General features: G+C 70.3%; 18 protein-coding genes. 11 read left to right on the forward strand and 7 right to left on the reverse strand.

Translation table 11 applies throughout. The features are described 5' to 3' along the window. Positions 1-3: 3 nt before the first annotated feature. Positions 4-996, forward strand: coding sequence for a substrate-binding domain-containing protein (locus MicB006_RS25005; protein WP_116509403.1), 993 nt, complete (start codon positions 4-6; stop codon positions 994-996). Between the two features lie 52 nt (positions 997-1048). Beyond that, complete coding sequence (locus MicB006_RS25010) at positions 1049-2683, forward strand: fucose isomerase (protein ID WP_116509405.1); 1635 nt, start codon at positions 1049-1051, stop codon at positions 2681-2683. Here the strand turns inward: MicB006_RS25010 and MicB006_RS25015 are convergent. After that, positions 2673-3737 carry a LacI family DNA-binding transcriptional regulator gene (locus MicB006_RS25015; protein WP_116511781.1) on the reverse strand — a complete coding sequence of 355 codons (1065 nt, stop codon included), beginning with the start codon at positions 3735-3737 and terminating at the stop codon, positions 2673-2675. The two genes, MicB006_RS25010 and MicB006_RS25015, sit on opposite strands and share 11 nt — an antisense overlap. A 241-nt stretch (positions 3738-3978) precedes the next feature. Here MicB006_RS25015 and MicB006_RS25020 point away from each other — a divergent pair, with 241 nt between their 5' ends. Continuing rightward, positions 3979-5430, forward strand: coding sequence for a VCBS repeat-containing protein (locus MicB006_RS25020; RefSeq protein ID WP_225980493.1), 1452 nt, complete (start codon positions 3979-3981; stop codon positions 5428-5430). Positions 5431-5450: 20 nt separating this feature from the next. Beyond that, entirely contained in the window at positions 5451-7526 is a 2076-nt protein-coding gene (locus MicB006_RS25025; RefSeq protein ID WP_116509407.1) for an N-acetylmuramoyl-L-alanine amidase, read from the forward strand. A gap of 55 nt (positions 7527-7581) precedes the next feature. On the opposite strand, the gene MicB006_RS25030 is transcribed toward MicB006_RS25025, so the two are convergent. Genes MicB006_RS25030 through MicB006_RS25055 form a run of 6 tightly spaced genes read right to left on the reverse strand, consistent with a single transcriptional unit; the run spans position 7582 to position 12629 of the window. Beyond that, positions 7582-8559 (reverse strand): cyclase family protein, encoded by a 978-nt coding sequence (locus tag MicB006_RS25030; RefSeq protein WP_161565950.1) that lies wholly within the window; start codon positions 8557-8559, stop codon positions 7582-7584. 20 nt (positions 8560-8579) lie between these two features. After that, positions 8580-9038, reverse strand: coding sequence for a thioesterase family protein (locus tag MicB006_RS31875; RefSeq protein WP_161565951.1), 459 nt, complete (start codon positions 9036-9038; stop codon positions 8580-8582). Positions 9039-9046: 8 nt separating this feature from the next. After that, positions 9047-9832: an HpcH/HpaI aldolase/citrate lyase family protein gene (locus MicB006_RS25040; RefSeq protein WP_116509411.1), complete on the reverse strand. Its 786-nt coding sequence runs from the start codon at positions 9830-9832 to the stop codon at positions 9047-9049. Then, the gene (locus MicB006_RS25045) at positions 9829-10746 is read right to left on the reverse strand and encodes a hypothetical protein (protein ID WP_225980494.1); all 918 of its coding nucleotides are present in this window, start codon (positions 10744-10746) and stop codon (positions 9829-9831) included. Before MicB006_RS25045 ends, MicB006_RS25040 begins: the two co-directional genes overlap by 4 nt. Before the next feature lie 30 nt (positions 10747-10776). Further along, a complete protein-coding gene (locus MicB006_RS25050) occupies positions 10777-11709 on the reverse strand; it encodes a 3-keto-5-aminohexanoate cleavage protein (protein WP_116509415.1) in 933 nt (310 codons plus the stop codon). Next, a complete protein-coding gene (locus MicB006_RS25055; RefSeq protein WP_116509417.1) occupies positions 11706-12629 on the reverse strand; it encodes a DUF6282 family protein in 924 nt (307 codons plus the stop codon). The genes MicB006_RS25050 and MicB006_RS25055 overlap by 4 nt, the downstream gene beginning before the upstream one ends. 360 nt (positions 12630-12989) lie before the next feature. Here MicB006_RS25055 and MicB006_RS25060 point away from each other — a divergent pair, with 360 nt between their 5' ends. The 7 genes from MicB006_RS25060 to MicB006_RS25090 all read left to right on the forward strand — a co-directional run bounded on the left by MicB006_RS25060 (position 12990) and on the right by MicB006_RS25090 (position 21055). After that, positions 12990-13772: an IclR family transcriptional regulator gene (locus tag MicB006_RS25060; RefSeq protein ID WP_116509419.1), complete on the forward strand. Its 783-nt coding sequence runs from the start codon at positions 12990-12992 to the stop codon at positions 13770-13772. A gap of 40 nt (positions 13773-13812) precedes the next feature. Next, a complete protein-coding gene (locus tag MicB006_RS25065) occupies positions 13813-14679 on the forward strand; it encodes an ABC transporter permease (RefSeq protein ID WP_161565952.1) in 867 nt (288 codons plus the stop codon). After that, positions 14676-15533 (forward strand): ABC transporter permease, encoded by an 858-nt coding sequence (locus MicB006_RS25070; RefSeq protein WP_083664663.1) that lies wholly within the window; start codon positions 14676-14678, stop codon positions 15531-15533. The genes MicB006_RS25065 and MicB006_RS25070 overlap by 4 nt, the downstream gene beginning before the upstream one ends. 7 nt (positions 15534-15540) lie before the next feature. Further along, positions 15541-16674: an ABC transporter ATP-binding protein gene (locus tag MicB006_RS25075; RefSeq protein WP_116509422.1), complete on the forward strand. Its 1134-nt coding sequence runs from the start codon at positions 15541-15543 to the stop codon at positions 16672-16674. A gap of 162 nt (positions 16675-16836) precedes the next feature. After that, the gene (locus tag MicB006_RS25080; protein ID WP_116509423.1) at positions 16837-17910 is read left to right on the forward strand and encodes an extracellular solute-binding protein; all 1074 of its coding nucleotides are present in this window, start codon (positions 16837-16839) and stop codon (positions 17908-17910) included. A gap of 49 nt (positions 17911-17959) precedes the next feature. After that, positions 17960-18730, forward strand: coding sequence for an IclR family transcriptional regulator (locus MicB006_RS25085; RefSeq protein WP_161565953.1), 771 nt, complete (start codon positions 17960-17962; stop codon positions 18728-18730). A 291-nt stretch (positions 18731-19021) separates the two neighbouring features. Continuing rightward, positions 19022-21055 (forward strand): nuclear transport factor 2 family protein, encoded by a 2034-nt coding sequence (locus MicB006_RS25090; protein ID WP_161565954.1) that lies wholly within the window; start codon positions 19022-19024, stop codon positions 21053-21055. Positions 21056-21209 lie beyond the last annotated feature (154 nt).

A 21209-nucleotide genomic window follows, 5' to 3' on the forward strand; every position in this document is an offset into this window, starting at 1 on the left:
CCGATGGACAAGCGAACCACACTGCTCGCGCTGCTGGTCGCCGGCGCGCTGGCGGCGACGGGGTGCAGCGTCGAGAAAGCGTCCGACGACGCCGGGCAGGCCCGCGCCTGCGGCGCCGGCAAGGACTTCCTGATCGGCATGTCCCAGGCCAACAACGCCGAGCCGTACCGGCAGGTGATGAACAACGACGTGCAGACGGCGGCGAAGTCGGTTCCCGGCTTCCGCGTCGTGGTCTCCGACGCCGCGCAGGACAACAGCAAGCAGGTCGCCGACGTGGAGAACTTCCTCACCCAGAAGATCAACCTGCTGATCATCTCGCCGAACGAGGCCAAGCCGCTGACCGCTGTGGTGAAGAAGGCGTACGACCAGGGCGTGCCGGTGATCGTGCTGGACCGCAAGGTCGAGGGGGAGGCGTACACCGCGTTCATCGGCGGCGACAACGTGGCGATCGGCAAGGCGGCCGGCGAGTTCTACGCCACGACGCTGCTGCCCGACGGCGGCAAGGTGATCGAGATCGCCGGGCTGCCCGGCTCGACCCCCGCCGCCGAGCGCGCGCAGGGCTTCCGCGACGGCATCGCCGCCAACCCGAAGATCCAGATCGTCGCCTCCCAGCCCGGCGACTGGCTGCGCGAGAAGGGACAGTCGGTGGCGGACGCGCTGATCAAGGCCCACCCGGACGTGTCCGCGATCTACGCGCACAACGACCCGATGGCCGAGGGCGCCTACCTCGCCGCGAAGTCGGCGGGCATGGTGCAGCGGATCAAGTTCACCGGAATCGACGCGCTGCCGGTGCCCTCCGGCGGGATCAAGGCCGTCGAGCAGGGCCGGCTCGCCGCCACGTTCCAGTACGCCACCGGCGGCCGGGAGGCGGTCGAGCTGGCCCGGAAGATCCTCGTCGACTGCGCCGAGGACGTCCCGCGTACCACCACGCTGGGCACCATGCGGATCACCAGGGAGAACGCCGCCGAGGCGTACGCGAAGCTCGGTGGCCTCTGAACGCGGCCGCGTCCCGTCCCGCCCACCGTCCGCCCGTCGAGGGAGCCGCCCCGTGACCCGTTACATACTGCCCGCCCCGGTCGAGCGTCCGGCCGCCCCGCCCCGGACCGTCTACACAGTGGCCAGCGGCGACCTGCGGCTTAGCGCGAACGTCACCTGCTGGCCCACCCAGCGGCAGCTCGAAGCCGACCTCGCCGCCGCCGTCACCGCGCTCGGCTGGCACGTCCGGCGCGGTCACGACGTCGACCCGGTCAGAGGACACGGCTTCATCGACAGCCAGCGCGCCGGGATCGAGGTCTTCCGGAGCATCCCGGCCGACGTGCCGCTCATCGTGGTGGAGGCGGTCTGGCAGTACAGCCACCACGTGCTGGCCGGGCTGCGCGCCCACCGCGGGCCGATCCTGCTGGTGGCGAACTGGAGCGGGCAGTACCCCGGGCTGGTGGGCCTGCTCAACCTCGCCGGCAGCCTCACCAAGGCGGGCGTGCGGTACTCGACGCTGTGGAGTGAGGACTTCACCGACGAGTGGGCGCGTGACGGCCTGAAGAAGTGGCTGGAGACCGGCGAGGTGACGCACGACGAGAGCCACGTACGCCCGCTGCCGGCGCTGCGGCCGGACGAGGAGGTCGAACTCGGCGTGGCGCTGGCCCGGCAGCTCGTCTCCGAGCGGGCTGTCATCGGCGTCTTCGACGAGGGCTGCATGGGCATGTACAACGCCATCATCGACGACGAGCTGCTCAACCCGATCGGCATCTTCAAGGAACGCCTCTCGCAGAGCGCGCTCGTGGCGGAGATGGCGCGGGTGCCCGACACCGAGGCGCGGGCGGTGCTCGCATGGCTGGAGACGGCCGGGATGACGTTCCACACCGGCACCGACGAGGCCACCGAACTGACGTACGCCCAACTGCTCAGCCAGTGCCGGATGTACGTCGCCGCGCTGCGCATCGCCGACGACTTCGGCCTGGACGCGGTCGGCATCCAGTACCAGCAGGGGCTCAAGGACACCGTCCCGGCCAGCGACCTGGCCGAAGGGCTGCTGAACAACGTCGAACGCCCCCCGGTGACCAGCCGGGACGGCTCCCGGGAGCTGTACCCGGGCGCGGCGCTGCCGCACTTCAACGAGGTCGACGAGGGCGTCGCTGTGGACTCGCTTGTCACCAACCGGATCTGGACCGCGATGGGCCTGGACCCGGCGACGACGCTGCACGACATCCGCTGGGGACAGCGGTACGGCGAGCACTTCGTCTGGGTCTTCGAGATCTCCGGTTCGGTGCCCGCGTCGCACAACGGCGGCTACGACAGGTCGTACAGCATGCGTCAGCCGCCGATGTACTTCCCGCTCGGCGGCGGCACTCTCAGCGGCGTGTCGAAGCCGGGGGAGATCGTCTGGTCGCGGGTGTTCGTGATGGACGGCTGCCTGCACGTGGACCTCGGGCGCGGCACCGTGGTGGAGCTGCCCGAGGCGGAGACCCGGCGGCGGCTGGACGCCACCACACCGCAGTGGCCGATCATGCACGCCGTGCTGCACGGCGTGGGCCGCGACCAGTTGATGGCCCGGCACAAGGCCAACCACGTAAACGTGGTCTACGCGCCCGACGCCGACACCGCCGACCGCGCGCTACGGGTCAAGGCCGCCCTCTTCGCCGAGCTGGGCGTACGGGTGCACCTGTGCGGGGAGGTCACGATCTGAGCGAGCCGGCGGCAGTGCCGTGCGACGGGGTACGGCCGGCGGCTCGGCCCCGCCGGCCGGCCGACGGCGCCGAGCTCTCACGGACCCGCAGCTCGGTGTGGAGCACCACGGTCGAGGGCGCCTTGGCCGGGTCGGCGATCCGCTCGACCAGCAGCGTGGCGGCGGTACGCCCCAGGTCGTACGTGGGCTGCGCGACGGTGCTCAGCGAGGGCCGGACCAGGTGCGCCCACGGGATGTCGTCGAACCCGACGATGCCGAACGGGTCGGGTACGCCGATGCCGTTGTCCACGAGGCATTCGACGGCGCCCACTGTCATCAGGTTGTTCGCCGCGAACACCGCGTCCGGCGGCTCGGCGGTCTCCAGCAGCGAGGCCATCGCGCGGTAGCCGCCCTCCTCGCGGAAGTCGGCGTACCGGATCAGGTCCTCGGTGGCCTGGCGTCCGCTGGCCTTCAGGGCCCGCTGGTAGCCCCGCAGCCGCTGCATGGCGGTGGAGATCCGGCGTGGGCCGGTGATGCATGCGATCCGCCGGTAACCGCTGTGCACCAGGTGGGCGGTCGCCTGCTCGGCGCCGTGGGTGTTGTCCACCAGCACGGTGTCCACCTCGACGCCGCGCGGTTGCCTGTCGATCGCCACGACCGGGATGCGCGCCTGCACCAGGCGGCTGATCAGGGCGGGCTTCCCGGACGAGGAGATGATCACCCCGGCCATCCGCTCGGCCAGGGCCGCCGCCACGTAGCGGGCCTCCTTCTCCGGGTCCTCGTCGCCGTTGCAGAGCACGACGGAGAAGCCGGCCTCCTGCGCGACGTCCTCGACGCCGCGCACCATCGAGGTGAAGAACGGGTTCCCGATGTCGGAGATGATGACCGCCCAGAGGCTGGTCCGGCTGCGGCGCAGGCTGCGCGCGACGGCGTTCGGGCGGTAGTCCAGGTCCTGCGCGGCCTGCCGCACCCGGGCGGCCATCTCCGGGTCGACCGAGGCTCGCCCGTTGAGGACGCGGGAGACTGTCGCCGGTGACACTCCCGCGCGACGCGCCACGTCGTAGATGGTCGTCATCGCGCTCCCGTCGTCGTCGCCCGGGCTGCTCCGACCCGGCCCCCGTCGGATGGTGACGTGCCGGAGGGAGACCGCCACCGCGGGAGGTCGCTCGGAATCCTATACCGGCCCAGCAATCGATTTCCGGCCGGGTGGGCCGGTCCGACCGACGCTATTGACATCGACGAGGATGACTACGAGACTCGTCGGCAATCGATTTCTCGCCCGGTGCCGCCTGGTCAGCCCACACCCCCGGAGGAGCATGGTGAGACGAACCCTGCTGGCGCTGCTTGTCGCGCTCTGCACCGTCACGGCAGCCGGCGCGGTCGGCGCGCCGGCGGCCGCCGTGCCGATCGGCACGCTCGCCTGCCCGTCCGTCCCGGCCACCCACGACCCCGCCGTCACCGTGATCGTCTACCGGGTGGCCCGGTCGTACAACGTCAACGACAAGGTCATGCTCTCCACCTTCGAGACGGGGTGGGTCGAGTCCCACATGAACAACCTGCCCTGCGGCGACAAGTCGAGCCTGGGCGTGTTCCAGCAGCGCTGGGACTACGGCTGGGGCACCCCGGAGCAGATCATGGACCCGGTCTACGCCACCACGCAGTACGTCACCCGCGCGATCACCTGCGACCGCAACAACCCCGGTTACACCGCCGGGCAGGTCGCCCAGTGCGTCCAGCGGTCGGGCTTTCCCGACCGGTACGACCAGGCGGCGGCGACCGCTCGGACGCTGCTCAACCAGGCGGCGCGTACCCACGGCATGGCCGGCGGTTCGTCGACGGACGTCAACGGCGACGGCCGCGACGACGTCCTCACCTTCACCCAGAACGCCACCGCCGACGTCTACGCGAGCACGTCGACCGGTACCGGCTTCGCCGGGACGTCGGTGAAGTGGAACGACTTCTTCTCCATCGGCGGGGAGACCGCGTCGACGGGCGACGTCAACGGTGACGGCCGCGACGACATCGTCACGTTCGCGCACGGCAACACCGGCGACGTGTACGTGGCGCTGTCGAACGGGTCGGCGTTCACGTCGCCGGGCAGGTGGCACGACTGGTTCGCCCCCGGCGCGGAGATAGCCGCCGTGGGTGACGTCAACGGCGACGGCCACGACGACATCGTCGCGTTCACGCACAACGCGACGGCGGACGTCTACGTGGCGTTGTCGACCGGTTCGTCGTTCGCCGGTACGGCGGTGAAGTGGCACGACTACTTCTCCATCGCCGGTGAGTTCCCCGCCCTCGGCGACGTCAACGGCGACGGCCGCGACGACATCATCACCTTCACCCAAGGCCCCAACACCGCAGCCGACGTCATCGTCGCCCTGTCCACCGGCAGCGGCTTCGGGGAACCCCAGAAATGGCACGACCTGTTCGCCGTCGGCACCGAACAACCCCGCGTCGGCGACATCAACGGCGACGGACGCGACGACATCGTCACCTTCACCTGCAACACCGACGCCGACGTCTACGCCGCCACCTCCACCGGGACCACCTTCACCGGCACCACCATCAAATGGCACGACTTCTTCTGCCTCCCCGGCGAATTCCCCTACCTCGCCGACGCCAACGGCGACGGCAAAGACGACCTCATCGTCTTCACCAAAAACACCACAAACGACATCTACGTAGCCCTGTCCACCGGCACCACCTTCAGCCCCTCCACCAAATGGCACGACTACTTCGGCCTCACCGGTGAGGTGACGCTGTGACGCCAGGATGGGAGGCCCTCGTGGCCGGAACACGACGGAGACGGCGGCGCGTCGGCGCCGCCCTGCTGGCCGCGGCGCTCGCCGGAGCGGTCGCGGTGCAGCCCGCGTCCGCGTCCGCGACGCCGCCGGGCCGTACCGCGCTGGACGCCGCCTTCGTGCGGGCGGCGCAGGAGTACGACGTGCCCCGGGACGTCCTGGTAGCGGTCGGCTACGGCGAGTCCCGCCTGGACGGGCACGGCGGCAAGCCGAGCCAGGCGAACGGCTACGGGGTGATGCACCTGGTGAGCAACCCCGCCCAGCGCAGCCTGGAACGGGCGGCGGCGTTGACCGGCGAGCCGGTCGCGCGCCTGAAGACCGTCACGCCGGCCAACATCCGCGGCGGCGCGGCGGTGCCGCGCGAGCTGGCAGACGCCGAAGGGCTGACCGCGCGGGACCGGGACCGGGTCACCGCCTGGTATCCGGTGGTGGCGCGGTACGGCGGCGCGGCCGACGACGCCACCGCCCGCCTGTACGCGGACGGGATCTACGAGCTGGTGCAGCAGGGCATTCCGGGCGCCGTGCCGGTCCGGGCGTACCGGGTCGAGCCGGAGCGCGGCCGCTACGCCACGGTTCCGCCCGCCGGCACGGCGTCCCGTACGCTCGCCGCCGCCGTGCCGGAGTACCCGGCGGCGCGGTGGGTCGCCGCGAACGGCGCGAACTACGGCGTCGGGCGGTCCAGCCGGATCACCACCGTGATCCTCCACGTCACCCAGGGCTCATACGCCGGCACCGTCAGCTGGTTCCAGAACCCGTCGTCCGGCGTCAGCGCCCACTACGTGGTGAAGTCCAGCAACGGCGAGATCACCCAGATGGTCCGCGAGGGCGACACCGCGTACCACGCCCGGTCCGGCAACGCGTACGGCGTTGGCATCGAGCACGAGGGGTACGTGGACAACCCGGCCTGGTTCACCGACGCGATGTACCGTTCCTCGGCCGCGCTGACCCGCTACCTGTGCGACAAGTACGGCATCCCGAAGAACCGCACCGGCATCAAGGGGCACAACGAGATCCCGGGCAACGACCACACCGACCCGGGGCCGAACTGGAACTGGAACTACTACCTCTCGCTGGTGAACCAGGGCGGTGGCGGGCCGGCCGCGCCCCGGTATTTCGGTGGTTCGCCGACTGATTTCAACGGTGACGGCCGGGATGACGTGGTGGCGTTCACGCACGGCTCACTCGCCGACGCCTACGTGGCCACCTCAACCGGTTCGTCGTTCGCGGGAACGTCGGTGAAGTGGCACGACTGGTTCGCGTTGTCCGGGGAGACCCCGTTGACCGGAGACGTCAACGGCGACGGACGAGACGACGCGATCGTGTTCACCCACGGCACCACCGCCGACGTCCACGTCGCCCTGTCCACCGGCACATCATTCGCGGCGTCGGCGAAATGGCACGACTGGTTCGCCCCCGGCACCGAAATCCCCGCCGTCGGCGACGTCAACGGCGACGGCCGCGACGACATCATCACCTTCACCCACGACACCACCGCCGACGTCTACGTCGCCCTGTCCACCGGCACCGGCTTCACCGGCACCGCAATCAAATGGCACGACTACTTCTCCATCGCCGGTGAGTTCCCCGCCCTCGGCGACGTCAACGGCGACGGCCGCGACGACATCATCACCTTCACCCAAGGCCCCAACACCGCAGCCGACGTCATCGTCGCCCTGTCCACCGGCAGCGGCTTCGGGGAACCCCAGAAATGGCACGACCTGTTCGCCGTCGGCACCGAACAACCCCGCGTCGGCGACATCAACGGCGACGGACGCGACGACATCGTCACCTTCACCTGCAACACCGACGCCGACGTCTACGCCGCCACCTCCACCGGGACCACCTTCACCGGCACCACCATCAAATGGCACGACTTCTTCTGCCTCCCCGGCGAATTCCCCTACCTCGCCGACGCCAACGGCGACGGCAAAGACGACCTCATCGTCTTCACCAAAAACACCACAAACGACATCTACGTAGCCCTGTCCACCGGCACCACCTTCAGCCCCTCCACCAAATGGCACGACTACTTCGGCCTCACCGACGAAACCACACTCTGACCCCGTGATCGCCGACGACGCCGGCCCTCGATCCGGGGCCGGCGTCGTCAGCCGCTCACTTGACGGCGAGCGCGTTCGGCGGCGACCCGACGCCGCCGGGCAGGTTCAGCGGCTTGCAGGTGAGGAAGAACTCGTAGACGCCGTCGGCGGCGCAGTCGTCGGCGAGGTCGTCGAGTTTCCACAGCTCGCCCAAGGCCATCCCGAGCAGCGCGATGAGCGGCCGGTGCAGCATGCCGCTGTGGTCGACCCCGCGCTCCGGCGGGCGGTCGTGGGGCGAGCGGAAGTCCGACTCCAGCACCGGGTCCGCCTCCACGGCCAGGTTGTCGGCGGCGACGAGCGCGATCTCGTGGTCCCACAACCAGCGCAGCACCGACTCGCGCTGGGCCAGCCCGGGGGAGCGGTTGCGGGTGTTGAACTCGACCCGTTCTTCGACGGACTTGGCGAGGTAGTTCCCGGCCCACCCGGTACGCAGCAGCAGCATGTCGCCGCCACGCCAGGACACGCCCTGCGCCCGCGCGACGGCGTCCAGCACCGTCTCGTCCAGCGCGATCGTCTGCTCGCAGTCGTACGGGCGGCCCTCGCGGCCGAAGTGCCGGGGGATGTCGAGCAGCACGCCCCGTCCGGCGATCCCGGCCTCCGCCCAGTGGTGGATGCCGAGCGCGGTCGAGTCCTGGTTGTTGTCCGCGGCGGACAGCCCGCCGTAGAAGCCGTGGGCGGGGTGCCCGATGTGACGCAGCGAATCGAGCTGCGAGGTGGACTGGAGGTAGAACGAGTCGATCCAGTCGTCGCGATGCAGCGGGTTGTTGGCGAAGACGTGGTGCTCGGCGGGACGCCGGGTGCCGGTGGGATAGGGCTCGAAGGCGTTGACCGGGTAGTCGAGGTTGAACCGCTCGCCCCGGCGGACCAGGCGGGCGGCGGCGGTCACCCGCTCCGGCGTCAGCCGGTTGATGCTGCCGAGCTGGTCGCCCGGTCCGAAGACGTCCCAGGCGGCGCCGGGCACCGCGGCCGTGGAGAGCTCGTCGTAGGTCGGCACGGTGATTCCTTTCGGGCGGCTCAACGGAAGGTCAGCGGATCGCCCCGGTAGGGCGCCAGCGCATCGCGCTCGGCGGCGGTCAGCGGCCGGGGCCGGCGGTCGGCCAGGTCGCAGACCACGAGCGTGGTCTGCGCGAGCAGGTACGTCGTCGTGCGCGCCTCGTCGACGAAGCGAAAGCTCAGGTCGAGGCTGCGGGAACCGGTACGGGACAGCCAGGCGTCGGCGAGGATCGACTGCCCGTGGTAGGCGAGCTCGCCGGTGAACTCCAGCCGGGCCGCCGCCGTCATGGTGAACGTCGCGGCGCCGAGCACGGCCAGCGCCGGCGGCCGCGCCGGATCGAACGTGCCGGGCAGGTCCGGCAGCCCGAACGTGCGGATCCGCGCCTCCTCGACGTAGCGCAGCCAGGTGACGTTGTTGACGTGGCCGTAGTGGTCGGTGTCGGCCCACCGCAGGTGCAGCGCCGTCGTGAGGGGTGCCACGGCGTTCCTCAGCGCTTATGCACGGTGCGCTGCCGCCACGCAAGCGCCGGGCCGCCGCGCCGAGCAGGCTGCGTCGTCGGCTCTAGCACAGGTAGCGTGAAACCCTTCCACCGCCAAACGGTTCGCGTGCCGCCCCACGGCGTTGCCGATGGGTACGCCGGGGAGCGGGAATTCCTTATAGCAGCAGGCGGGGCCACTAACCGGGGATCGTCCTCGGTGGTGCCCTCGGACGTGGACAGATCCGCGGCCCCGACGAGCAGCGCGTCGACCCCCGGCACCGCCGCGACGGCCCCGGCGGACGAGGCGGCCCGGGCGCTCTCGATCTGGGCGACGAGCACGACCTCCTCCTGTCCGTAGCGCAGGTACTCGGCGCGGGGCATGGCGCCCCACGCGCCGGCCCGGCTCGTGCTGCCGACGCCGCGGGCGCCGAGCGGCGGGAACCGGACCGCCGCGACGGCGGCTCGCGCCTGCTCGACGGTGTCCACGTGCGGGACCATGACGCCCTCGGCGCCCGCGTCGAGGACCCGCTGCGTGATGCCCGGGTCGAGCGCCGGGATCCGGACGATCGGGGCCAGCCCGAGATGGTTGGCGGTCCCGATCAGCTGATAGGCCGTCTGCAGGTCGATCGGGGCGTGTTCCAGGTCGACGACGACGAAGTCGAATCCGGCGAGCGCGAGCAGTTCCACGCTCTCCATCACCGGCAGCTTCACCCACGTGCCCAGCGCCGGGGCGTCCGGGCGGGCGAGCGCGGCCCGGAACCGGCTGCGCCTCGGGGCGGCCACGTCGGTGCTCATGCCGGCATCGGGTAGTCGTCGGCGTTGCGCACCCACCCGGTCTTGGCGGAGAAGTCCGCGCGCGGCGGCGCGAACATGTCGATCAGCTGCTGGTGGTCGCCGACGCCCTGGGTGGTGTGCACCGTCGGCGGCGGGATGACGCAGAGCGAGGGCACGCCGAGGCGGCCGTGGTCGTCCGGGCGCCAGCGGGTGGAGTCGGGTCCCCAGGGGTAGCGGATGTGGTGGACGAACTCGCCCTTGACGCCGAACGAGAGCTGCTCGAAGTCGTCGTGCGAGTGCGGGGAGAGGCGCAGCGGGTCCCGCGGCGTCGGTTCCTCGGCCAGGAAATTGATCATCATGTTCGTGGTGCGGAAGATGCGTCCGAACCGGCCCGGCTCGATCGGGTGCTCGGCGAGCGGGTACACCCGCAGCCGGAACCCGTCCACCGGGTCGGGCCAGGCGGCGAGCGGCGCGCACCGGGGGTCGGGCTCGCGGTAGGCGGCCGCGTTGGCGGCCGCCCCGGCCAGGTCCGGGGCGAGAGTCGACAACACCCGGATCACCGGGCCGTCGGCGAGCGCCTCGACTACGCTGTCGCCGGGCGGCACCACCACGAACGCCTCCTGCGCCACCTCGGCGGAACCGCCGCCGGCACTCACCCGCACCGGGGCGCTGCCGGAGTACATCAGCACCGCGTACTCGTCCGGCTGCTCCGACCGGGCGAACCGGTCGCCGGCCACCGCCTCGGTCCACGAGAGCACGAGGTGCTGGCCGCGTACGAGCCACGTCCGGCTGCCCGCGTCGCTGACCGTCGTCGGCGCCATGTCGTACAGCGCGAGGTACTGGGCCGGCCGGACCGGCGTGGACGGGTCGACAGTCCGCGACGGGGCCGCCGCCGCCAGTTGCGACCGGATGTCGTCCTTGGCATACATGGTCATGTCATCAGTCCCTGCGAAGTGTCGGTGGCGTCAACGGCTGATGTTCTGGCCGCCCTTGAGGCCGAGGATCGCCCGGGCCTCGTCGGGCGTCGCGATCGTGCGGCCCAGGTCCTGCACGACCGACCGGACCTTGCGGACCTGCTGCGCGTTGCTGGTGGCGAGTTCGCTCTTGCCGATGTAGAGGTTGTCCTCCAGACCCACCCGGACATGCCCGCCCAGCCACGCGCTGTGGGTGCAGAACTGCATCTGATGCCGGCCCGCGGCGAACGCGGAGAAGTGGTACTCGGCGCCGAACAGCTTGTCGGCGATGGCGATCATGTGGGTCAGGTTGGCGTGGTCCGCGCCGATGCCGCCGAGGATGCCGAAGACGCCCTGGATGAACAGGGGCGGCCGGGCGAGACCGCGGTCCACGAAGTGGGCCAGGGTGTAGAGGTGCCCGATGTCGTAGCACTCGTACTCGAACCGGGTGCCGCCCTTCTCGCCGATCTCGCGCAGCGCGTACTCGATCTGGGCGAACGTGTTGACGAAGGGCTGCCGGTAGGTGTTCTCGACGTAGGGCTTCTCCCAGTCGTGCTTCCAGCGGCTGACCCGCTCCGCGATGCCGGAGTAGACGAAGTTCATCGACCCCATGTTCAGCGAGGCGAGCTCCGGGCTGAACCGGGCCGCGGCGGCGAGCCGTTCCTCGATCGTCATCGACGAGGCGCCCCCGGTGGTGATGTTGATGACCGCGTCGCACTGATCGACGATCGGCGGGATGATCTCCTCGAACGTGGCCGGTTCGAACGCGGGCCGCCCGTCCGGGTGCCGCGCGTGCAGGTGGATGACCGCGGCGCCGGCCTGAGCCGCCTCCAGCGAGGACTGCACCACCTGCTCGGGGGAGAGCGGAAGGTGGTCGCTCTGCGAGGGCACGTGCACGGACCCGGTGACCGCCGCGCTGATGATGACCCTGTCCGCCCTGATCACGACGGGCTGTCCTCCAGGCCGAGCAGATAGGCCGGGTTCCCGGCGATCATCCGCCGGACGTCCTTCTCGGACACCCCGTGGTCGAGCAGGCGCTGCACGATGTAGATGTAGCCGTCGACCGGCAGCGGGTTGCCCTGCTGTCCCAGGTCCGAGCCGATGGTGGTGCGTTCGGGCCCGACGCGTTCGATCCAGCGCACGAGCTGCTCGATCGGCCAGCCCGGCTTCGGGACGCCGGGGTGGTACATCGCGATCTCGTGCTCGACGTACGCCCCCATCCGCAGCAGTTCCTCGATGTCGCCGTCCGAGGCGCCCACGATGAAGTCGGGGTGCTGGACGAGAAGCCGGCGTACGCCCTTGTCGACGGCGACCGTGAACAGCGCCTTCATCGACTCGGCGTCGAGGTGGCCGCCGGTCAGCAGCGCGCCGGCATCCGCGACGACCTCGACGACCTGCTCGGTCTGCGCGGAGACGGACCCGGTGTCGTCGAACACCGAGACCTCGCTCTCCAGCAGGTCGAGGCCCGAGGTCGGGAATCCGTGCTCGTGGCTGTGGTGCTCGATGTGCTGGCGCGCGGACACGGTGGGCGCCCACACGCACCGGCCGCCCATCCGCAGGCTCATCGCGACAGCCGAGGGGTTGATGCCGCCGACCTCGGAGTTCAGCGCGACGCCGCCGTAGACGGGTGTCGGCGCCTCCTTCAACCACGGGCCCATGGCCAGCAGGTCCATGACGGTGTTGTGGTGGTGCGACTTCACCAGCAGCGCCCGCAGGCCGATGCGTGCGGCGTCGTACGACGCCTCGACGTGGTTGATCCGCCGCGGGAAAGGGCTCGGGCCGGAGTGGCAGTGCAGGTCAACCGTGCCGTCCAGGACCTTCAACAGCCCTGGGGGGACCGGCTGGCCATCCTTCGAGACGCCCATCGACTCCTCCTGTTCGTCCCATGAACTTGTCGTTCAGCATACGGACGAGCACTGCTCGTGTCCATGGGCCGCCGAACGGCGTAATGGCTGCGCCGGGCCCGCGAAAGGACCATTGTGTTGCGCGCGGGTTACCGGTTATCGTCCGCATACCGAAAGCGGTAGCTCGCAAAACGAACGCCCGGTCTCGGGTCAACCATCGGTCGTGCCGGATCCGCCCAGCGCTCGCGCCTCGTCGGCGTGCCCGTCGAGGCGTCGAGCGGAAGAGCCTTCGTTCGCATCGTGCATGGCTCTGCTCGCATGTGAACTTTTGCCTGCCCTGGATCGGGTCCCCGGAAGGATGCGTCCGGCAAGGAGGTGACGATGAGCGCCGATCCTGACGACCAGCGAACCGGCCCCGGACCGGCAACAGTGGACACGGATCGCACCATGATCCAGTCCATCGACCGGGCCGCGAACGTCCTCGCGCTGCTCGACGAGCACACCCGGAGTCTCGCCCCGGGCCTGGTGGCCGAGCGCCTCGGCCTCAACCGGACGACCGCGCACCGCTACCTCCAGTCCCTGCAACGGGCCGGCTTCCTGAGCGCGTCGTTCGGCCCCGGCCCGCTGCTCGACCAGCTCTTCGCCCTCGTCTCGGTCCGCCAGCAACTCCTCACGCTGGCGCCGGCGATCATGCGGCAGCTCTCGGACACGACCGGCCTCACCACAGTGCTGAGCTTCCTCGGACGCTCCGGCGCGGTGGTGACGCTCGTCGAGGAGCCGCACCAGGGCACCATCGTGCTGACCGCCCGGGTCGGGACGGTGCTGGAGCTCAAGGCCGCGCAGACCCGCGTCCTGCTCGCCTTCCAGGCCGATCCGGCCACCGTGACGCGGGCCCACGCGAGCCTCACCCCGGCCGAGGCGGCAGTGGAGCGGCAGGCGCTGGCCCGGGTACGGCGGCACCGCATCGCCTGGGCGGACCTGGACCGGGCCGGCCTGGCCTCGGTGGCGGTGCCGATCTTCGCCACCTACGACGTGCAGGCCGCGATGGGCCTGCTCGGCACGACCGAGATGCTCAACCCCGCGGACCGGCCCGCGGCGCGCGTCGCCGCGCTGGAACAGGCGGCCGAGACCCTCGGCTCCATGATCGCGACCAGCCATGCATGACAGGCGAGCCCGGGACGCCGGGCGGAAGGCGGAAACAGAAATGCCAGGTCTCCTACGGCGGCTCCGGCCGCGTCCGCAGTGGTTGCTCCTCGTGCCGGCGCTCACCCTGCTCGCCTGGATCCTGCTCGTGCCGCTCGGCAACAGCTTCCTGCGCAGCGTCGGCAACGGCGACTGGACCCTGCGGCACTACGAGTCGCTCTTCACCGACGGCGTGACGATGCGGGTGCTCGTCCGCACCGCGATGACGGCGGCGGCGGTCACCGTCATCGCCTTCCTGCTCGGCTATCCGTACGCCTACCTGATGACCCGCGTCGGTCCCCGCATGCGGGGCGTGCTGCTGGTCATCGTGCTGATCCCGTTCTGGACCTCGGTCATGGCCCGCAACTACGCCTGGATCGTCATCCTGCAACGCAACGGGCCGGTGCACTCCTTCTTCGAACTGTTCGGCCTGGACGTCGTGCTCTACGGCACGGTGGCCGGCGTGACGGTCGCGATGAGCCAGGTGCTGCTCCCGTTCATGGTGCTGCCGTTGTTCAGCGCGCTGTCCGGCATCGACCGGCGGCTCCTGCTGGCCGCGCGCGGTCTCGGCTCCCACCCGCTGGTCGCGTTCTGGAAGATCTACTGGCCGCTGTCGCGCGCCGGCGTGGTCGCGGGACTGATCCTCGTGTTCACCCTGAGCCTCGGCTTCTACGTCACGCCGGCCCTGCTCGGGTCGCCGCAGCAGTCCCTCGTCGCGCAGCTGCTCGGCCAGCGCACCACCCTGCTGCTCGACTTCTCGGGCGCCGGCGCGCTGGGGATGCTCGTGCTCGTCGTCACCCTCGTGCTCGTCGCCTGGGCGAACCGCCTCGGCGGAACCATCTCGGCGATCGGCGTCGTCGCCGCCGCCAGGACGAAGGACCAGCCATGACCGCGACGAAGACCGACCAACCTCCGCGTACGCCCCGGCGACCCGCCCCGGCCCGCCGGCGTCGCCGCGCCACCACCGTCGACCCGATCCCCTGGTGGCTCAAGCTCGTCGGCGCCCTGGTGGCGCTGTACTTCATCCTGCCGACCCTGTTCGTCATCCCGATGAGCTTCAGCACGGCGTCGACGTTCCAGTTCCCGCCCACCGGCTTCTCGCTCAAGCTGTACGAGAACTTCTTCACCGACCCGACCTGGCTCGCGTCGTTGCGTACCTCGGTGCTGGTCGGCGTGCTCGCCGCGTCGCTCGCCACGGTGGTCGGCACCGCCGCCGCCATCGGCCTGCACAGCCTGACCGGGCGGCTCGCGCGGCTCGCGCGGACGCTGCTGATGGTCTCGATCGTCACGCCGTCGATCGTGATCGCGGTCGCGGTCTACATCTCGTTCCTCAAGTGGCACCTCGTCGGGACGCTGAGCGGTTACGTGTTCGCCCACGCCGCGATCGGCGTGCCGTTCGTGCTGGTGTCGGTGACGAGCGCGCTCAGCGGCTTCGACCCGAAGCTGCTGCGGGCGTCGGCGTCGCTGGGCGCGACGCCGATGCGGACCTTTCTGTTCGTGACCATGCCGCTGATCAGCCGGGGGATCGTCACCGGCGCCATTTTCGCGTTCGTGACCTCGTTCGACGAGGTGGTGATCGCGCTGTTCCTCCGCGCTCCGACGTTCCAGACGCTGCCGGTGCAGATGTACAACAGCGTCACCGTCGAGATCGACCCCACCATCGCCGCGTCGTCCAGCCTGGTCGTCGTCGCGGTCACCGTCATCTGCCTCGTGCTGTTCGTGGGCAACCGAAAGAGCCGATAGGAGCATCATGTCCGCATCCACGTTCCGCACGGCCGCGCCCACGCCGACGTCCACGGCAGCCGGAACCCAGATCCGGCTCACCAACGTGACGAAGGACTTCGGACTGAGCCACCCGGCCGTCGACGACGTCTCACTGACCATCGAACCGGGCGAGTTCATGACCCTGCTCGGGCCGAGCGGCTCGGGCAAGACCACCACGCTCAACCTCATCGCCGGGTTCGAGACGCTCACCACCGGCGCCATCTCGTTCGACGGCGTGGACGTGAGCCGGCTGCCGCCGCACCGGCGCAACCTCGGCATGCTCTTCCAGAACTACGCGCTCTTCCCGCACATGACCGTCGCCCAGAACGTCGCCTACCCGCTGCGGGAGCGCCGCATGTCCAAGCCGGACATCGCGCGCAAGGTCGCGGAGGTGCTCGAACTCGTCCAGCTGACCGGCCGGGACGGGCACTACCCGGCGCAGCTGTCCGGGGGGCAGCAGCAGCGGGTCGCGCTGGCCCGGGCCATCGTCTTCGGCCCGACCGCGCTGCTGCTGGACGAGCCGCTCGGCGCGCTGGACCGCAACCTGCGCGCCACGCTGCAACTGGAGATCCGCCGCATCCACCGGGAGGTCGGCTCGACGTTCGTCTTCGTCACCCACGACCAGGAGGAGGCGATGAACCTGTCCGACCGGATCGCGCTCTTCAACGACGGGCGGATCGAGCAGCTGGGCCATCCCGAGGCGCTCTACCAGTCGCCCGAGACGCTGTTCACCGCGCGGTTCCTCGGCGACTCGACGGTCTTCACGCTGTCGCAGGCGACCGGTACGACGGCGGTCTGGGAGGGCGAGGTGTGGTCGGTCGACAGCCGTACCGTGTCGGCCCTGGTGCGTGAGGGCCGCCCCGCCGCCCTGGTGGTTCGGCCGGAGGACGTGCGGATCGCGGCCGACCGGGACGCGGTCCCGCCGGACGCGAACTGCGCGGCGGCGATCGTCCGCGACATCGAGTACATGGGGGCCTACCGGACCGCCATGCTGTCGCTCGGTGGAGCCGGCGACGTGATGGGCCGGGCCCGGCTGGACGCGCTGGAGAGCGACCTGCGGATCGGCCAGCCCGTGGTCGCCTGGTGGCGAGTGGACCGGCAGCGCATCGTCGCAGGCTAGCTGCGTTCACCATGCGCACATTCGACCGCACGCTTTGGTAACGAACTCGTTCCACGCTCTTGTTGGGCACGTTACGCCCTCGCTACTGTTCACTATGCGAAGCACCAATCCATATTCCGAACAGTCAGCCCGTGTTGGCGGGCCATAGCCGAAGGAAGTGACATGGTGTTGAGAACATCCCGCGTCCTCGCGGTCCTCGTGGCGACCGCAGTGGTCTCGATGACCGCCGCCTGCGGCGGAGACGAACCGGCCGCCGCGGTGGACCCCGAGGGGGACGTCAAGCTCACGTTCGTCGCCTACGGCGGCGTCGGCCAGGAAGCGATGATCAAGCACTACCAGGAGCCCTACACCAAGGCGCACCCGAACGTCACCTTCACCAACACCTCGCCGCCCGACGTGTCGCAGGTGAAGGCCCAGGTCGAGAGCGGGGCGGTGCTCTGGGACGTGGTGGCGACCGCGCCGGCCGCCGCCACCCAGAACTGCGGGACGCTCTTCGAGCCGCTCGACTTCTCCGGCGTCGACAAGAGCAACCTGGCGGAAGGCACGATCGGCAAGTGCTACATCGGCAACTTCATCAACGCCTCGCCCTTCGCCTACCGCACCGACGCGTTCCCGGACCCGAGCAAGGCGCCCAAGAGCATCAAGGACTTCTTCGACGTCCAGAATTTCCCCGGCCAGCGCGGGATCCTGACCAACCTGCAGAACGGCATCCTTGAATACCCGCTGCTCGCCGACGGTGTTGAGCCGGACGCGCTCTACCCGCTCGACGTCGACCGCTCACTGAAGAAGCTCAACACGATCCGCAAGGTGACCACGTTCGCGCCGAACGTCGGCGCGCTCCAGCAGGCGGTCGGCGCCAAGCAGGTCGACATGTTCCTGCTCGCCGACGCGCGGCTCGTGCCGTTGATGGACGAGGGCGCGGACATCACTGTGGTGTGGGACGTGACGGTGGCCTCGATCAACTGCTTCGCCGTGCCGAAGGGGTCGCCGAAGAAGGTCGCCGCGGAGCGGTTCCTGTCCACAGTGGTGAGCCCGGAGGCGGTGGCCGGCATCTCCGAGGCGCTCGGCACCGCGCCGGTGAACCTCGCCGCCAAGCCGAACCTGTCGGAGAACGCGAAGAAGGTCGAAGTCTACGGCGACGCCAACACCGGCAAGACCGTGCTGCAGGACGTCCAGTGGTACGCCGACAACTTCAACGAGGTCACCGCCAAGCTCACCAACTGGCTCGCCGGCTGACGTGACCCCCCGGTAGCGATTCGTCCGTCATGTGAACTACGCTTCGGGGGTGGCGAACTTTGATCCGAATGAAGCCTCGAACTCGGACATCCGGGCGGTCGCGCGCGTGGGCCAGATCTGCGCGCTCTTCGGGCCCCGGGTCGTCGAGCTCACGGCCGCGGACGTCGCCGAACGGACGGGTCTGAACCGCACCACCGCCTACCGATACTGCGCGTCGATGACTGCCGCCGGCATTCTCGAACGGGGGACGCGCCGCGGGACGTTCGCCCTCGGCGGACTGATGCTGGAACTGGGAATTCGGGCGCTGGGACGCCAGCGGATCGTCGAGATCGCCGGGCCCCACCTGCGGAAGCTGAGCACCGACGCGCGAATGACGGCGGTGCTCAGCGTCCGCGGCGCCCAGGGGCCGGTGGTGACCCTGGTCGAGGAGGACACCAGCCGCCAGGTCGTGGTCACCGTGCACCCCGGCACCAAGCTCGACGCGAGCGCCGCGCAGACGCACGTGTACCTCGCGTACGCCGACGCGGCCGTGATGGATCTGCTGGCAGCCGGCATGTCCCCGGCCGAGCGCGCCCGGCTGGACTCCGAGGTCTACGCCGCGCGCCGGCAGGGGTACAGCGTGGCCCGGCACAGCGGCGGCCTGTTCGCGGTGGCCGCCCCGGTCTTCGACGAGAAGGGGCTGTGCGCCACTGTCGCCCTCCTCGGCGCCGGCGACATCGCCGAGCTGTCCGCCGCCATCGAGCTGCTGGTGGCGACCGCCACGACCCTGACCAACGAACTCGGCGCCCCCGCAGACAGCGCGCCCAACGTCGACGAGTAGCGGCCCGGCCCTCCCGCGCCGCCGTCCGAGCCCGCCCGCGCCGACACGCGCGGTGATCATGAGGTTGGCCGGGAGAAAACGGGCGAAAATCGCGGTCAACTTCATGATCGACGGCATCGGGCGCGCCCGCGTCCGGCGAGAAGTTCGTATGCCGGAATGGTTCTTGCGGCAGGTGAACACGTCACGTACGTTCACCGCATCGCCCTCCGGCCGGACCTGGCGATGCCAGAGCTCTCCCTCCACCCATTCCGCGCGGGATTCCGCACGGCATCAACGGACAGGGATGTGACGATGAAACCTCTGACAAGACGGCTGACGGCAACGGTGACCGGGCTTCTGCTGGTGGCCGGCGTGAACGTCGCGGTGCGGGCGCCGCACGCGGCGGCGAGCGGGAACGCGCCGGTGAGCATCGACTCGCTCGCCCGGGACGTCGAACGGGTCGAGTCGCTGCGCGAGGTCAAGGACGTGCAGCGGTCGTACGCCCACCTGGCCCAGTTCGGGCGCTGGGCGGACATGGCGAAGCTGTTCAGCGCGAACGGCACGTTGCAGTGGGGCAGTCAGGTGGTGAGCGGCCACCACGCCATCAAGGGGTGGCTCGCGGCGGAGGCCGGGGACATGAACGGCGCGCGGCCGGGCGCGCTGCACACCACGGTGATCGACCAGCCGCTGGTGAACCTCTCGCCGGACGGCCGCACCGCGAAGGGCCGCTGGTCGGGCATCCGGTTCCTGGGTGACGGGGCCGGCGCGGCGCGCATCGACGGCGGCATCTACCAGAACGAGTACGTGCTGGAGAAGGGCGAGTGGAAGATCTCGCTGCTGCGCTACTACCCGCTCTACGAGGGGGACTACGCCACCGGCTTCCGGACCATCAACCGCCAGCCGGTGCCGGTCGTGCCGTACCACTTCACGCCCGACGTCGCCGGCGTGCCGATCCCGGCGGCGACCGGGCCGGCGCCCAAGACCCGGTTCAACGCGAAGGAGCTGGCCGACCGCATCGGCGCGCTCAACGACGAGGACTCCGTACGCAACCTGCAGCACGCGTACGGCTACTACGTCGACCGCCGGATGTGGAGCGACGTGGTCGACCTGTTCACCAACGGCGCGAAGGTCACCATCGACGGCGTCGGTGTCTTCCGCAACGCCGCCGGTGTCCGGCAGGCGATGGAGCGGATGGGGCCGGAGGGTCTGACGCAGGGGGTGCTCAACGACCGGCCGCTGTTCGACACCATCGTCGACGTGGAGGACAACGGCAAGAAGGCGACCGCCCGGGGCATCGAGGTCGGCATGCTCAACGACGCAGGTGGCGCCTCGTGGCAGTTCTCCGTCTTCACGAACCACTTCGTCAAGCAGGGCGGGCTGTGGAAGCTCAAGGAGATGCACCTGACGCCGCTGGTCACCGCGCCCTACGGCACCGGCTGGGGCGACGGCGGCACCGGCCCGGTGGCTTCCGGGAAGCCGCCGAAGTTCCTCGACGTGGCCGGCCGTACGCCCGCGCCGAAGCCCGGCAAGGCCGCCGGTGGTCCGAAGGGGCCGAAGGAGGACCTGGCCGACCTGCAGCGGAGGCTGAACCGCTCGGTCGCGTTCGACGGGGCGGAGAACGTCTCGGCGGCGTACAGCTACTACATCGACGACAGCAGGTGGCCGGAGATGGCGGCCGTGCACGCTGTGGACGGCCACAAGCTGTCGCCGTTCGCCGGCTGGAACGTGACGCGCGAGCGGATCCTCGGCTCGGTGGTGTCGACGTACGGCAACACGCCACCGCCGACGCAGAAGTCCTTCCTGGTGCTGCACTGGCGGCCGCAGCCGGTCATCGACGTCTCGCACGACGGCCGGTCGGCGTCGGTCCGGGCCCGGCTCATGCACGTCAACGCCTCGACCGTCAACGCCGGGTACATCAACGGCGCGATGTACAACGACCAGTTCGTGCTGGAGGACGGCATCTGGCGGATCTGGAGCCTGGACATCGACGAGTTCTACTGGCAGTCGCCGAACTGGGCCCAGGGCTGGGGTGGCGTGGCCCCGCGTGATCCGAGCCTGCCCGACCCGCCGCCGAGCAACCTGGTGAACACCTACCCGCCGGACGTGCTGCACAGCGCGCTGGGCGAGCGGTCCCGCGGCTTCCGCGGCGGCAGTCCCGGATACATCCATTGGCCGGACATCGTGCCGATGTGGTTCCACTACCGCAACCCGGTGAGCGGGCGGGTGCCGCCGCACTTCTGGTACGACTGCGCGCCCTGCGAGGTGCGGCCGGACTGGAGCATGACGCGGTACGGCTACCAGCTGCCGCCGACCGGACCGCAGATCGACGGGCTGGAGGTGGGCTGATCCGTCCCTGACGGCGGCCCGGCCGTCGCGCCCGTCCCGAGGCGCCTCTTCCCGCATCCCGCGGGGAGGGGCGCCTCCGCGTGCCTGCCGCACTCGGGCGTCCCCCCAGTCGATGGCGAGATGGTGCGGGTTGGGCAAAGTTCATCTGGCGTAA

The sequence above is a fragment of the Micromonospora sp. B006 genome, assembly GCF_003408515.1.
GTDB lineage: Bacteria > Actinomycetota > Actinomycetes > Mycobacteriales > Micromonosporaceae > Micromonospora > Micromonospora echinospora_A.

What these genes read in the sequence shown, in the direction of transcription:
- MicB006_RS25015 (WP_116511781.1), bottom strand. Translation starts at nt 3,737, where the DNA reads ATGACGACCATCTACGACGTGGCGCGTCGCGCGGGAGTGTCACCGGCG.
- MicB006_RS25065 (WP_161565952.1), top strand. Translation starts at nt 13,813, where the DNA reads ATGCCAGGTCTCCTACGGCGGCTCCGGCCGCGTCCGCAGTGGTTGCTC.
- MicB006_RS25055 (WP_116509417.1), bottom strand. Translation starts at nt 12,629, where the DNA reads ATGGGCGTCTCGAAGGATGGCCAGCCGGTCCCCCCAGGGCTGTTGAAG.
- MicB006_RS25040 (WP_116509411.1), bottom strand. Translation starts at nt 9,832, where the DNA reads ATGAGCACCGACGTGGCCGCCCCGAGGCGCAGCCGGTTCCGGGCCGCG.
- MicB006_RS25075 (WP_116509422.1), top strand. Translation starts at nt 15,541, where the DNA reads ATGTCCGCATCCACGTTCCGCACGGCCGCGCCCACGCCGACGTCCACG.
- MicB006_RS25090 (WP_161565954.1), top strand. Translation starts at nt 19,022, where the DNA reads ATGAAACCTCTGACAAGACGGCTGACGGCAACGGTGACCGGGCTTCTG.
- MicB006_RS25080 (WP_116509423.1), top strand. Translation starts at nt 16,837, where the DNA reads ATGGTGTTGAGAACATCCCGCGTCCTCGCGGTCCTCGTGGCGACCGCA.
- MicB006_RS25060 (WP_116509419.1), top strand. Translation starts at nt 12,990, where the DNA reads ATGAGCGCCGATCCTGACGACCAGCGAACCGGCCCCGGACCGGCAACA.
- MicB006_RS25005 (WP_116509403.1), top strand. Translation starts at nt 4, where the DNA reads ATGGACAAGCGAACCACACTGCTCGCGCTGCTGGTCGCCGGCGCGCTG.
- MicB006_RS25020 (WP_225980493.1), top strand. Translation starts at nt 3,979, where the DNA reads ATGGTGAGACGAACCCTGCTGGCGCTGCTTGTCGCGCTCTGCACCGTC.
- MicB006_RS25045 (WP_225980494.1), bottom strand. Translation starts at nt 10,746, where the DNA reads ATGACCATGTATGCCAAGGACGACATCCGGTCGCAACTGGCGGCGGCG.
- MicB006_RS25070 (WP_083664663.1), top strand. Translation starts at nt 14,676, where the DNA reads ATGACCGCGACGAAGACCGACCAACCTCCGCGTACGCCCCGGCGACCC.